Below are 14,232 nucleotides of genomic sequence, written 5' to 3'. Positions count from 1 at the left end.
AGGTTTAAATTTAATGAAACAAATTGTAAATGCAAGGATTAAAATTGCTGTCCTCCCATGTCCTCCATCTCTTCTGGTTCAGATCTCTTTTTCTTTCCAAGATCCTGAATGCCGAAGCGGTAGGTAAAAGAAAGGTTAAAAGTACGTTTCATCCATCGATGGGAAAAATGGATCTTCTGATTAGGGAGATAATTTTCCATCTCGAATCTACGTGTATCAAAAACGTCTCGAATATTTAGCATGATATTCGCACGATTTTTGAATAAATCTTTCTTAACTGCAATATCTACACCCTTCATTGCTTTCATTTCACCTTGAAGAGTTTTCATTCCACTCCTAAAATCCCCTCGAATTTGAGTTGACCATGTTGGTGCAAATTTAATATTGGTAGTTAGATTTCCATTCCAATTAAAATTAGAGGTAGAGTGTACATCAAATCCTTCCTTAGGAGTCATGTTCATATAAAAGGCATTTGCATTTGCAGTAACATCCCACCAATTGAAGATGTTCACCTTACTGATTAATTCCAAACCCATAGAATTATTATCAGCCACATTCTCCCATCTCATAAAGGTCACGTTACTCCGATCGCCAACAACTTCAGAAATTAAAGAATCAGGATACATAAAAGGCATAAACATATCATTAACTCTACGGTAATATGCAGAACTGATGAAATTCCAATTATCATAAAACTTCGAAAAACTCAACTCCATGGAATGAATATCCTGAGGTAATAAGTTAGGATTTCCTTGACGGTAATTTTGCTCGTCCGAAATGTCCAAGAATGGATTTACTTGCCATCCCCTTGGTCGTTCTACACGTCGAGTATAACTTAATTGCACTTTATCGCCTTGACCTTGACCAACGGCATAGCTTAAAAATACGGAAGGATATATTCTGAAATAATCCAATTTTCCTTGGGTGTACCTTTCTTCCTCAGAAAGGTTTGGATCAAGCCTAGAGTAATTGGTATTCAAGTTTGCTTGTTCAGCACGTAAACCAACTTGCATTCCAAATTTCGAACTAAGTTTACGTTGATAATTTGCATACAATGCGTGAACTAAACTCTGCATCTCAAAATCATTACTCACATTGTAATCTGGGTTAAAAATATTCGTCAGCGTATCTCTTAACTCTGAATACTGTCTATCGTTAGAATTCCTGATCATCGATCGGTAGCCGGCCTCAAATTTATGATCTTCGGAAAAGGGTAATGTATAATCCAACTGCAAGTTCCAATTAGATCCATCTTCAGATGTAGTATTTTCACGTTCCAAGGCTTTTCTGCCGCTGGCATAGTTTTGAAAGAAGCTATTCGTACCTTCCTCCGTGTCATTGCCAAATGAAATATTAGCCATTAATTCCTCACCCTCGCGCTTAAATTCTTGCTTAAGATCTAATTGCAAGTCAAATCCAAGATCATCCTCAAATTGCGTTGTTTTTCGGAAGGCCGAGGAGCCGTATTCCGGAATATTCCAATAAGTATACTTGATATCATTGCCTCGTTCATTATCACGAACACTGAAATTGGTCCCCAAACTAATAACCGTTTTTTCACCGGCATAGTAATCCGCTCCTAAGCGGAAAGTATGATTATACCCCAAACGAGAACTTTCCTCATTTGTATAGGTCCTTGCACTCGTATCTTGAACGATTCCATTGATTAATTCAGTATTGTCATTAAAGCCACCTCCGACATTTTTACGACGACTAAAGTTATAGCTACCGAAGTAATTTAGCTTGCCTGGACGGTAATTCAAGGTAACGCCAGCATTCGCATTTCCATAGGAACCACCTGAGGCATTTACGGAACCATTCAAACCGGTTCTAATATTTTTCTTGAGGATTATATTAACAATTCCTGACTGTCCCTGTGCGTCATGTTTTGCTGATGGATTAGTCATGATTTCTACTTTTGAGATAGCATCAGCGGGCAATGATTGTAAGAATGAATTAATGTCTGAGCCAGCCATCGCTGATTCCTTCCCATCAACCAAAATCCGCACATTACTTGATCCTCTCAGGCTAATCGCTCCGTCAGATTCCACTTGCAGTGTTGGAACATTCCCCAATAAGTCTTGAGCAGATCCACCCGCACTAACCATACTTTGAGAAACATCAAAAACTTTTTTATCAATTCCTATTTGAAGATCTGGTATTTTTCCTTGAACAACTATTTCAGAAAGAGTTTCTCCTTTTTCTATTAGAATAATTTTACCGAAATCAACATCTTTATTTGCAATGACCTCAACCTTATCTTTTGTATAGGTTTCAAATCCTAAATAAGATATTTGTAACACATAAATACCAGGTTCTACATCTTGAATTAAAAAATCACCTTTTGAATTTGATTTTTGTGCACGAATTTGTACAGAGTTTGACAATAGGTTAATAGTTGCTCCAGGAGCAGTTGTGATAGCATCTTGTTCTAAAACAGTTCCTTTTAAGTCAACTTTTTGGGCAAAAATGAAAAGTGGGAATAAAATTAGAAGAGAAATAAAAACTTTCTTACGTAGCATCTTGAGTTTGAGTTTGTGAATTAACCCTCCAAAGTTGCGTAATAATTAGGTAAGAATAGGGATAGTAACTGCAATTTTACGCGGTTTATTACTCGATGGAAACGGTCAATCCTTCCGTCTTAAGGATTTTACGGTAAATTTCCATTTCAGTTTTCGATCCTTCGAGTACACAACATTTACCTTTTGTGTGGACTGTCCAGGCTATTTTTTCAGCCTCTGATTCCGAATATTGAAGATAATGCTTCAGACAATGAATAACATGATCAAACGTGTTAATTTCATCATTCCAAAGGATCAGCCTGTTAGAGGATTTTGTACTAGCTAATATTTCCTCAAGTGTAAATGTTTCCTGTTCTACCTCAACGCTCATACTGCAAAAATAAGTTATTTTTCAAATAAATACGTAATTTTGGAGAATTATACACTTAGGTTAATCTTATGTTTCAATCAAAAATAGCTGGGCTAGGATATTACGTCCCAAAAAATATATATACGAATAATGATCTAACACGTTTCATGGAAACAAGCGATGAGTGGATTCAAGAACGCACAGGAATCCAAGAACGAAGATATGCGGATCGTTTTGGTGAAACCACAACCAGTATGGCTGTCGAGGCATCAAAAATCGCAATGACACGCGCCAATACCACCGCTGAGGAAATTGATTTTGTAATATTTGCAACATTATCACCGGATTACTATTTTCCGGGATGTGGTGTACTACTGCAGCGTGAATTAAAAATGAAAGAAGTTGGGGCATTAGATGTTAGAAATCAATGTTCAGGATTTATATATGCCTTATCCATTGCTGATCAATTTATTAAAACAGGAATGTATAAGAACATATTGGTTGTTGGTTCGGAAAAACATTCCTTTGCCTTGGATTTTTCTACCCGAGGACGAGGGGTCTCTGTTATTTTCGGGGACGGTGCAGGCGCTGTGATTTTACAACCTAGCTCAGATCAAAACAAAGGAATTTTGAGTACTCACCTACATTCCGATGGAACAGAAGCAGAAAAGCTCGCCATGTATTATCCAGGTGCCTCCGCTGGTTGCTACTTGGAAAATAAGCCTGACTGGCCAGATCAAGAATTAGGGGGAATGTTGATGACTAAAGAAATGTTAGAGGATGGGTCTGCCTTTCCCTATATGGATGGGCAAGCTGTTTTCAAAAAAGCGGTCGTTAAATTTCCTGAGGTAATTGTAGAAGCATTGGCTAAAAACAAACTTGGGTCAACTGACATAGACATGTTGATTCCACACCAGGCCAATCTTCGAATTTCTCAGTATGTGCAAAAAACCTTAAGATTAAGAGATGACCAAGTGTTTAATAATATTCAAAAATATGGAAATACGACGGCGGCTTCTGTTCCGATCGCATTATGTGAGGCTTGGGAAGAAGGAAAAATTAAAGACGGGGATCTGGTCTGTTTAGCGGCTTTTGGTGCTGGGTTTACATGGGGATCAGCCTTGATTCGATGGTAAACTAAGGCTGAGTATATTTTAATCTATTTTATTGTTTTTCCTAGTATTCTTCGAATTATCCTTATTAAATCCGGAGTTAAAAATTACGTCCCAAATGTACGAACTTACTCCAAAACCTTTTTCTGGGTCTGAATAATGATGAAGCATATGGTGGTCTTTAATTTTCTTAAACCATCCCGCTTTAAAATTAGCATGATGCATGGCATAGTGGCATTCATCATAGATTAAATAACCTGTTAAAAAACCGCCAAAAAAAGAACCCAATGGATATTCTGGAATAAAAATATAAAACAATAAATAAATAATGCTTGCCATAGGGATACTTGCTGACAAAGGCATAACCAAGCGTAATCTATCTTTAGGAAAATCATGATGGACACCATGAAAAATAAAGTGAATCCTACGCCCCAACTTACCCTTGGGTTCAAAATGGAATACCCACCTATGCAAAATATACTCTGCAAAAGTCCAGAATGCTAAGCCAAATAAATAATAGGTCATCACCCAGGTGCCAGAAAGATTACCTGGAACAGCTGCTTTCCAAACAAAATAGACAATGACTGGTATATAGAATATTAAGGGTACTGAATAATGAACCTTCGTTAACGACTCAAGGAAATTATTCTTGAACATTCTAGAGGAAGAGGAGGAATTCGAAACAAATAACTTCTTAGACATATCAATATGATTTTTAACAATCTCTTTCGCGTATACAAGACATTTTATTTGATATACTAGAAAGAGTAAACAAAAATAATATTTAAGTGAAGGCTTAAATAGAATTCCTTATTTTCTGACAATTTTCAGATAAAAGTCAGGAAAAACGAGCTTCTTTTTTTAAAAAGTCAAAAGAACGAGAACTAAATCTATCATACCAACGAGATCATAAACTTAAAAAGCTGGCGATTTAGACTATTTTTTGCTCCACATTGTTCCAACAAAAGAATCTGTATTAATTTACTTTGACCAATTGTTGGATACGATAACCTATCTGCGAAAGCCCTTTTTATTCATTATAGTATTGTTTAGGAAAAGTATTATTTGAGCTTTTATACCAATGAAGGGAACATCAGAATAAAACTCATTTAAGTCCACTGATAAGAATAAATAAATAGCTCATAACATGATAATTTTTATCGATAATCAATTTAAATGATGTACAATTTACAAAAAAATTAAATAAAACTAAAATAAAGAGCTAAGAACATAAAAAAAACCATCTAGCTGAAGCTAAATGGTTTCTTTAAACCTTATATACTATTTTTTATCCGTTTGACAATGCGGCAGCTCCAGAAACGATTTCTGTTAATTCCGTCGTAATTGCAGCTTGACGGGCCTGATTGTATGATAATTTTAATTGACGTAGCAAATCACCGGCATTCTCTGTTGCTTTGTCCATTGCGGTCATTCGCGCACCATGTTCAGAAGCATTAGAATCTAACACAGCTTTATACAATTGAATTTTTATTGCTTTTGGAATCAGCTCTTCAATAATTTTCTCTTTAGAAGGCTCGATAATGTAATCTAATTCTACAGTTTCTTTATCACTCTCAACCTCAGCCGATAAAGGCAGAAGCTGTTCAGAGGTCAGAACTTGAACGGCAGCATTGCGGAATTGATTATAAACCACCTCAACACGATCAATGCTTCCTTCTTTAAATTGTTCCATCACATAATCCGTAATCTTAGAAACATTTTCAAAATTTAGATTATTAAAAAGTTCATTATTATTACCGATCACATTGAAATTGCGTCTACTAAAGAAATCATGACCACGTTTACCTATGGCAATAATACCAACATCTCCCCTAGCAAATTGATCTGCATATTTACTTGCAATCAAATTATTTGCAGTTTTAATCGCATTCGCATTAAATGCACCTGCTAATCCTCTATTTGAGGTTACTACAATAATCAAAACCTTCGTAGGAATTCGGTCTTCTGTATAAGGCGAATTATTACCCTCCACAGAGGAAGAAACCTGTGCCAATATATCTCTCAATTTATTCGCGTAAGGGCGTAATTGAATGATCGCATTGGTCGCACGTTTCAACTTCGCTGCAGATACCATCTTCATCGCTTTGGTAATCTGTTGCGTCGAGGAAACGGAGGTAATTCGATTTCTAACTTCTTTTAAGTTTGCCATATATGTTCTCTAGATTTGAAAATGAGATCAAAGCAACAGAAACAAAAGAATCATTTGCTGTTACTTTGAAAAATTTCAGATCTTATTAATATTTAGAAGCTAATTCCTTAGCTACCTTTTCTAAAACATTCGTTAATTCATCCGTAAATTTACCAGCTTTAAGGGCAGATAGTACTTCTGGATGACGTTGCTCCAATTGCGTTAAATATTCATCTTCAAATTGTCTGACTTTATCAACAGGAACGCTACGCAATAAACCTTTTGTTCCAGCATAAATAATAGCAACTTGTTTTTCTACTGAAACTGGAGAATATTGTCCTTGTTTAAGAATTTGAACATTACGGGCACCTTTATCTAACACAGATTTAGTCGCAGCGTCTAAATCAGAACCAAACTTAGCAAATGCTTCCAATTCACGGAATTGTGCCTGATCTAGTTTCAATGTACCTGCTACCTTCTTCATCGATTTAATTTGTGCATTACCGCCTACACGAGATACTGAGATACCCACATTGATTGCAGGACGTATACCCGCATTAAACAAGTTCGATTCTAAGAAAATCTGACCATCTGTAATTGAAATTACATTGGTAGGAATATAAGCAGACACATCACCAGCTTGCGTTTCAATAATTGGAAGAGCAGTTAGTGACCCACCACCTTTAACTTTGTCTTTTAAAGATGCAGGTAAATCGTTCATATTGCTTGCAATTTCATCTGATGAATTAATTTTAGCAGCACGCTCTAATAAACGAGAGTGAAGGTAAAATACATCCCCAGGATATGCCTCACGACCAGGAGGACGTCTTAACAATAAAGACACTTCACGGTAAGCAACAGCTTGCTTAGACAAATCGTCATACACGATTAATGCAGCACGGCCTGTATCACGGAAATACTCACCGATAGCAGCACCTGCCATTGGCGCATAAAATTGTAACGGGGCAGGATCTGCAGCTGAAGCCGCAACAACAACCGTATAAGGCATTGCTCCTTTTTCTTCCAAAACTCGTACAATATTCGCTACGGTCGAGTTCTTCTGTCCAATAGCTACATATATACAAAAAACTGGTTCACCAGCATCATAAAATTCTTTTTGATTGATAATGGTATCAATACAAACAGCTGTCTTACCTGTCTGACGGTCACCGATGACAAGTTCACGTTGCCCGCGTCCAACCGGGATCATCGCATCGATGGCTTTAATACCAGTTTGCAAAGGCTCGGTTACTGGCTGACGGAAAATAACCCCAGGAGCTTTACGCTCGATAGGCATTTCGTATGTTTCGCCTAAGATTGGACCTTTACCATCAATAGGCTGTCCCAAAGTATTCACCACACGACCTAACATACCCTCACCAACATTAATTGATGCGATACGATTGGTACGCTTAATGGTATCTCCTTCTTTAATTTCGTCTGAAGAACCCAAAAGTACAACACCTACGTTGTCTTCTTCCAAGTTCAATACAATACCTTGTAGTCCATTCTCAAATTCAACCAACTCACCTGATTGAACTTTGGTTAAGCCGTAAATGCGTGCGATACCATCACCAACTTGTAGTACAGTACCCACTTCTTCTAACTCGGCCGCTGACTTAAAGCCTGACAATTGCTCTCTTAGAATTGCCGAAACTTCATCTGGTCTTACCTCTATCATTGTTTAAATTCGTATAAGGGGTTTTTGATTCTATTATTTCTTATTTCTTCACCGTGGCCTAAATGCCTTGGTTCTGGAAATGTCTCTCCAATTTATTTAATTTACCTTGGATACTTACATCCAATTGTCTATCGCCAACTTTAACGATAAAGCCTCCTATCAACGATTTATCTACTTTATTTTTCAGAATAACCTGAGCGTTGATTTCTTGAGAAATTTGTTGGTTTAGAGCACTTAGATTAGCCTCCGTTAGAGGAATTGCCGAAACAACTTCAGCATGAACAATTCCTTTAAGTTCATTGTACTGGCTAATAAATTCTATAGCGGTTGGATAAACAATTTCAGAACGGCCTTTCCTAACCATAATGGCAAAAAAACTTAATATCTCTTCATTTACTTTATCTTTAAATAAAGCATTCAAGATCGCTTGTTTCTTATCTGTTTTAATAATTGGGTTATTAAGTACCGCTTGTAGTTCTGTATTGGATTTCAAAATCCCAACAATACCTTCCATATCGGCTTTAACAACATCCAGATTGTGATGTTCACTGGACAAGTCAATTAATGACTTGGCATATCTTGAAGCTACTTTAAATACTGACATACATTAATTATTAAATTTGGTGACCTTAAGTTAGTTTAATTTAACATCCTTCAACAAGTCAGATACAAGTGACTCTTGCTTGTTTTGGTCTTCAAATTCTCTTGTTAATACTTTACGTGCAATTTCTAAAGATAAGGTAGATACTTGATTTTTAACCTCAGCCATAGCTCTTAATTTCTGATCTTCAATTTCACGCTTAGCCTGTTCTATTAATTTACTACCTTCTACTTGCGCAAGATTTTTAGCTTCAGATACGATTTTATCTTTCAGTTCTTTCGCTTCCTTTAGGATTAAATCACGCTCTTCGCGAGCTTGTTTTAATAACTGTTCGTTCTCATTAGTCAAACGTGCCATTTCTAACTTTGCATTCTCTGCAGAAGCTAGGGCATTGGAAATTCCTTTTTCGCGCTCTTCTAAAGCATTCACAATTGGTTTCCAAGCAAATTTTCCTAAGATAAAGATAACTATCAATAAGATGATTAGTTGCCAAAAGAACAAACCATACGAAAAATCATTTATTAATTGCTCCATTTATATTTCTATTATTATATTTTAATATTTCTAATTTCTTGTTTTTAGTTAAACATAACTCGCAACCAACCGTTGCAAGTTATGTTTGTACTTTTAAATCAACTTGGATTATTTACCTAAGATTAAAGCACCGAATGCTAAACCTTCAACTAAGGCACCAATGATGATCATCGCAGTTTGAATTTTAGATGCTGCTTCTGGTTGACGAGCGATAGCTTCCATAGCTGAACCACCAATTTTACCTAGACCTAAACCTGCACCGATAACGATTAAACCTGCACCAATTAAATTGTACATAATGAAATTTATTTATAAAAATTTAACAAAAAATTCGAATTAATGATGTGCGTGTTCTTCTACCGCCATACCAATAAACAGGGATGACAACATGGTAAAAATAAACGCTTGCAAAAAAGCAACTAACAATTCTAAAAAGAATAAAATAAGTGTCAGTAATAATGAAACACCTATACTACCCCCAACCGTCAATTGCTGTTGAAATAAATATATAATTGCAATCAATCCCATAACAACAGAGTGACCAGCAGTAATATTCGCAAACAAACGAAGCATTAATGAAAAAGGTTTGGTAAACATACCCAATACTTCGATTGGCGCTAAAACAAATTTAAATGGAACAGGTACCCCTGGCATCCAAAAAATATGTTTCCAATAATCTTTATTCGCCTTAAAATTAGTGATAAAGAAAGTAAACAATGCCAAACAAAGGGTTACAGTAATATTACCCGTAACATTAAAACCCAGTGGGGTTAAACCCAATAAATTTAATAAGAAAATTAAGAAGAAAACAGTCAATAAATAAGGCATAAATTCCTTATAACGATGACCTATATTGGGAACAGCCATCTCATCACGCACATACAAGACTAAGGGTTCAAGGACTCTTCCGATTCCCTTTGGAAGATTATTTGCACCTTTCTTATATGTCTTGGCTAAACCAATAAAAGCAATAAATAACAATACCGCAGCTAAGATTAATCCAACAACATTTTTGGTAATTGAAAAATCCCATGGTTTTTGGTTAACTGGGTGATGTTTCTGGTCATAATTGATTGTACCAGCTGCATCTGTTTTATAGATTTTACCATGATACAATTTATAGTAGTTGCCATTTTTCTCGACAACACTTTCACCATGATTAAACTCTGCGGCAGAAAAAACTTTTAAGCCCCCATCAATTAAGATTACAGGCAAAGGGAATCCAAAATGCTCCCCGCTTTTTTCATTTTTAAAAAAATTAAAATAATAATCATCCTTTAAGTGATGTTGGACATGAGCATTAATTTTTTCAGATTGAGACTGTGGTACCGAACCGTTATCATTTTCTGAAGCAGCTGAATAAAAGGGATTAGCAGTGATCAAAACCACTGTGAACAATAAAAGGACTTTCTTAAGACTCACCATTTTATAATGTTGAATTATGACAAATTTTGCGCAAAAATACAATTTTATTTTGCATAAGTCTGCATTTGTTTAAACTTTTTAATAATTTACTTTTTAACCTCTAATTCTTGTTGATTTACAATATAATATGCAACGAAGGCATCATAGAATAAAAACAGAAAAAAAACAGCAACAAAGTTTAATTCAATGAATTCATTTTCTAACAAGTTCAATCCCGCTTGGATATAGATATAGCTCGCAATAGCTTTCAAAAATAAGCATATCATAAAGGCAAATCCAATATGCTTAGGCATCGCATAATCTACACCGATTAACATAAATAGCATAATCAAAGAATTGAATGCACATATACTATACATACCCAGTAAACTATACCCGGTGCCAATCCACCAATGATCCAAATCAGAACTACTCCAATCTCCCAAAATCATGGTATGCAGGCCAAAACCTACTCCAGTTACTAGGACAAGTATCAGGATAAATAAAAGATATTTATTCATTTTTATTGATATAGTTTACTTGTTTAATAAATTGATATAAAGAAATTCCAACACCTAAAAGCGTCATACCCTTCATCCACCATTCTCCATTGGCATGGAACCGTTCGTCCAACCAATTGCCAAGCCAATAAAAAAGGTAGATAGTTACTCCCATTTGAATAGGCATGGTGGTAAAAATCAACCATTTATTTACTTTATTATCAGAATTAAATTTCTTCAATCTTTAAAACATAGGTGATTCTCACAAAGATAATTAAATAAGGTTATCCTCCACTTTATTCGATTTTTTTATTTCCATGTATTTTTGCGCAATTCGTATTTGTGGATAGTCTACTTTAGGTCTCATCAGTTGTTTAATTTCAGTAGCCGATGCGCCTGGATTTTTTTCCAAAACAGTCACAATTTGATTCAATTCATCTTCAGCTAATAAATCAGTCACATCCACTTGCTCGCCGATAAAATGAATTAAGTGACCATAAATTGTCCCCACAACCATATCTCTTTTGCGAGCGATTTCATCAATTTCAAGTCCATCCAAATACATATCCAGAGTGATTTCTTTCGTATCTTTTTCCTTCTCCTCGACTTGCTTTACTAAAAATTCATCCTTCGGTTTGTTCCAAGATAATAACTCACCGGTAAGTTCCTCATTATTTTTATTTAGGGCCTCGGCAATGGTCTGACTATGCTTCAATTGCTCAAATTTCCGCTTAAAGTCGAGCAGAACGCTTTTCAAAGTTCCTATGTATTTCTTTGTTCTTTTCTTTACTTGCCATTCCTGAATATGCATCTGTAAAGGAACAAGACATTCTTGTTCAAAAGTAGGTAGAAACCAAGCAACTGCCGCTTTAGAACGTTCACAAATCTTATCATAATCTATTTGATCCGGGGTCCCTAACATTTTATACAATTGGGTTATAAATTTATTTGCCACACCCTCTTGATTCTTTAGTCGATCAGCTAATTCCGTTAAGAATTCGATTGCTTCTTGCTTTCCTTCGATTTTTTTCTCTTGCTGCTCAAGAATTAACCCTTGAACCTCTTCAGTCAAGTTGCTCCAACGAAAACTGTGTAACAAAATCTGACCTAAAAACCTTTTCTGACTCTCCTTTAAAATTGGGTCTAAGTCACCAACGCTCTCCATATTCCGCATAAATTCAACAACCTGGAAATCAGTCCTAATAGCATGGTTAGTAATCTTCGATCGTAACACCAAACCGTCAAGACCAGTCAACCTACTTAAGGCTACATATACCTGTCCAGCAGCAAAAGAGGTCCCGGCATCGATGATCGCCTTTTCAAAGGTTAACCCTTGACTTTTGTGAATCGTAATTGCCCAGGCAAGCCGTAAAGGAAATTGCGAAAAAGTTCCTAGAACTTCTTCTTCTATTTTATCTTCTCCTTTATTGTAAGAATAGCGAATATTTTCCCATGTTTCACGTTTAACAATAACGTCTTCTTGCTTTCCCTCAGGAAAACTAACCACGACTTGGTGATCTATCAGGTTGATTTCCTTTACTGTTCCTATCTTTCCGTTAAAATATCGTCTCTCCTCTCCAACGTCATTCTTAATAAACATAACTTGCGCGCCCTCCCTTAGACTAAGACTATCTTCGGCGGGGAACATATTGGCTTGGAATTCGTTTTTTATAATGGATTTTATTTGATGAAGTTTGGTATCCAATTTCATCAACATATCTTGATTAATTTGATCTGCCAATCGATTATGCGAGGTCAGGGTTATATATTGTTCATTTTTGGGTGCCACAAAATCCGGGCTATAATAGCCATTGAGTTCCTCTAAATCTTGATTGGTAGATTGATTATTTCTTATCTTGTTCAAGATCTCAATAAACTTTTCATCTTGTTGTCTATAAATCTTTTTTAATTCGATTAACACTGCAGGCTGTTGTTTGAAAACCTTTGCATCAAAGAAAAAAGCACTTTGATAATAGTTTTTCAAAACCTGCCATTCACGATCTTGCACTACCGGAGGTAACTGATAAAGGTCCCCTATAAATAAGAGTTGTACCCCGCCAAAAGGACGCATGTCTCTTCTTACACTTTTTAGTATAACATCAATAGCATCCAGTGTATCTGCACGAACCATAGAAACCTCATCAATTACCAAAAGCTCCAGTTCTTGCAAAATTGCCCGTCGGTTTTTAGTTAATTTTATTGTACTAAAAAGCCTATGTTTATTATATATAAATTGATCCTTGTCCTCCCATTGCAAAGGATAATCTTCAATGAAAACGCCGAATGGCAACCAAAATAGCGCATGCAATGTCGTACCACCAGCATTCATAGCTGCAACACCAGTAGGAGCAGTTATCGCCATTTTTTTATAGCTGTTTTCACGAATAAATTTCAAAAATGTTGTTTTCCCTGTCCCCGCCTTTCCTGTTAAAAAAATTGGTTGTTGAGTTTGATTGACAAAGGCAACGGCTTGGGCGAACACATTATTGGTAGTATCAAAAGTTAAAGACATACAGATTGTTATTGACCTGCAAATATAAGGCAAATCCTGCAATCGACTTTCTGAATTTGCTTGTTTTAATTCAAAACTTATCTTATCTTCACTCAAGCAAATAAAGTTACCATGACATATATTGACAAAAGTGAATTATTCCAAGAAATAGAAACAAAAATTACCGAAAAAGGCTTTAAGATTGAAAGCGTAGATCAAAATAGACCTTGGGGTGGTTTTTTTGTTATTAATGAAGACCAGGCTCAAGAATTTGCTAATCAATATTTTGAAGGCCTAGATGTAAAAGATTTACAAATATCCGGTAAATTAAGTCCAAAAATACTTGTGGTTGGACCAAATAAGCGTTTATCATGGCAATATCATCACAGAAGAGCTGAGATCTGGAGGGTAATCCGCGGTGAGGTAGGCGTTGTAACGAGTCCTACCGATGAAGAACATGAATTAAAACTATTAAAACAAGGTGATACCATCAGACTCTCACAAGGAGAGAGACACCGTTTAGTTGGATTAGATACTTATGGAGTGGTTGCTGAAATCTGGCAACATACAGATGTCGCTAACCCTTCAGATGAGGACGATATTATCCGTGTTCAGGATGATTTCGGAAGAGACATTTAATTAAAAACATTTTGAATTTAGAAACCCAGCCCTAGAGTTAAACTCCAGAACTGGGTTTTTGTTATAGAACTCTAGCGCAACAAAAACGTTTTTAAACATCAACCTAAAGAGCTTATCGTTCTACAATCTCAAACCAAGAATACATTGCGCAATTTATTCAATCACTTGACAGAATTGCTGGATTTTTCACGCTTTTTAGAATGTGCAAAAGTGTTGTGCAAAAGTCGATTAACTTTTTTATATTTTTGTG

Annotated in this window: 14 protein-coding genes; 2 read left to right on the top strand and 12 right to left on the bottom strand. The window is 35.9% G+C overall.

The features are described 5' to 3' along the window. Nucleotides 1-38: 38 nt before the first annotated feature. Nucleotides 39-2,522 carry a TonB-dependent receptor gene (locus AC6CHH_RS04700; RefSeq protein WP_498280244.1) on the bottom strand — a complete coding sequence of 828 codons (2,484 nt, stop codon included), beginning with the start codon at nt 2,520-2,522 and terminating at the stop codon, nt 39-41. Between the two features lie 88 nt (nt 2,523-2,610). Continuing rightward, nucleotides 2,611-2,892, bottom strand: coding sequence for an ATP-dependent Clp protease adaptor ClpS (locus AC6CHH_RS04695; protein ID WP_498280242.1), 282 nt, complete (start codon nt 2,890-2,892; stop codon nt 2,611-2,613). A 68-nt stretch (nt 2,893-2,960) separates the two neighbouring features. Here AC6CHH_RS04695 and AC6CHH_RS04690 point away from each other — a divergent pair, with 68 nt between their 5' ends. Then, nucleotides 2,961-4,007 (top strand): 3-oxoacyl-ACP synthase III family protein, encoded by a 1,047-nt coding sequence (locus AC6CHH_RS04690; RefSeq protein ID WP_498280240.1) that lies wholly within the window; start codon nt 2,961-2,963, stop codon nt 4,005-4,007. Between the two features lie 18 nt (nt 4,008-4,025). On the opposite strand, the gene AC6CHH_RS04685 is transcribed toward AC6CHH_RS04690, so the two are convergent. The 10 genes from AC6CHH_RS04685 to AC6CHH_RS04640 all read right to left on the bottom strand — a co-directional run bounded on the left by AC6CHH_RS04685 (nt 4,026) and on the right by AC6CHH_RS04640 (nt 13,364). Continuing rightward, entirely contained in the window at nt 4,026-4,685 is a 660-nt protein-coding gene (locus AC6CHH_RS04685; RefSeq protein WP_498280238.1) for a sterol desaturase family protein, read from the bottom strand. 586 nt (nt 4,686-5,271) lie between these two features. Next, entirely contained in the window at nt 5,272-6,153 is an 882-nt protein-coding gene (atpG, locus tag AC6CHH_RS04680) for an ATP synthase F1 subunit gamma (RefSeq protein WP_498280236.1), read from the bottom strand. 85 nt (nt 6,154-6,238) lie between these two features. Further along, nucleotides 6,239-7,813, bottom strand: a complete 1,575-nt coding sequence (gene atpA, locus AC6CHH_RS04675) for a F0F1 ATP synthase subunit alpha (RefSeq protein ID WP_498280234.1) — start codon at nt 7,811-7,813, stop codon at nt 6,239-6,241. 58 nt (nt 7,814-7,871) lie between these two features. Next, entirely contained in the window at nt 7,872-8,417 is a 546-nt protein-coding gene (atpH, locus tag AC6CHH_RS04670; RefSeq protein ID WP_498280232.1) for an ATP synthase F1 subunit delta, read from the bottom strand. Nucleotides 8,418-8,447: 30 nt separating this feature from the next. Beyond that, nucleotides 8,448-8,948, bottom strand: a complete 501-nt coding sequence (locus tag AC6CHH_RS04665) for a F0F1 ATP synthase subunit B (protein ID WP_498280230.1) — start codon at nt 8,946-8,948, stop codon at nt 8,448-8,450. 108 nt (nt 8,949-9,056) lie between these two features. Further along, a complete protein-coding gene (gene atpE, locus AC6CHH_RS04660; RefSeq protein ID WP_028070619.1) occupies nt 9,057-9,245 on the bottom strand; it encodes an ATP synthase F0 subunit C in 189 nt (62 codons plus the stop codon). 39 nt (nt 9,246-9,284) lie between these two features. Further along, nucleotides 9,285-10,373 carry a F0F1 ATP synthase subunit A gene (atpB, locus tag AC6CHH_RS04655; protein WP_498280228.1) on the bottom strand — a complete coding sequence of 363 codons (1,089 nt, stop codon included), beginning with the start codon at nt 10,371-10,373 and terminating at the stop codon, nt 9,285-9,287. Nucleotides 10,374-10,459: 86 nt separating this feature from the next. Next, nucleotides 10,460-10,873, bottom strand: a complete 414-nt coding sequence (locus AC6CHH_RS04650; protein ID WP_498280226.1) for a hypothetical protein — start codon at nt 10,871-10,873, stop codon at nt 10,460-10,462. Then, nucleotides 10,866-11,093 carry an AtpZ/AtpI family protein gene (locus tag AC6CHH_RS04645; protein WP_498280224.1) on the bottom strand — a complete coding sequence of 76 codons (228 nt, stop codon included), beginning with the start codon at nt 11,091-11,093 and terminating at the stop codon, nt 10,866-10,868. The genes AC6CHH_RS04650 and AC6CHH_RS04645 overlap by 8 nt, the downstream gene beginning before the upstream one ends. 33 nt (nt 11,094-11,126) lie before the next feature. After that, nucleotides 11,127-13,364 carry a helix-turn-helix domain-containing protein gene (locus tag AC6CHH_RS04640; RefSeq protein WP_498280222.1) on the bottom strand — a complete coding sequence of 746 codons (2,238 nt, stop codon included), beginning with the start codon at nt 13,362-13,364 and terminating at the stop codon, nt 11,127-11,129. Nucleotides 13,365-13,475: 111 nt separating this feature from the next. Between AC6CHH_RS04640 and AC6CHH_RS04635 the strand changes: the two genes are divergently transcribed. Continuing rightward, complete coding sequence (locus tag AC6CHH_RS04635; protein WP_498280220.1) at nt 13,476-13,982, top strand: cupin domain-containing protein; 507 nt, start codon at nt 13,476-13,478, stop codon at nt 13,980-13,982. The last annotated feature ends 250 nt before the right edge of the window (nt 13,983-14,232 follow it).

Source organism: Sphingobacterium sp. GQ94, from assembly GCF_059758715.1.
This window is presented reverse-complemented; position numbering and strand designations above follow the sequence as displayed.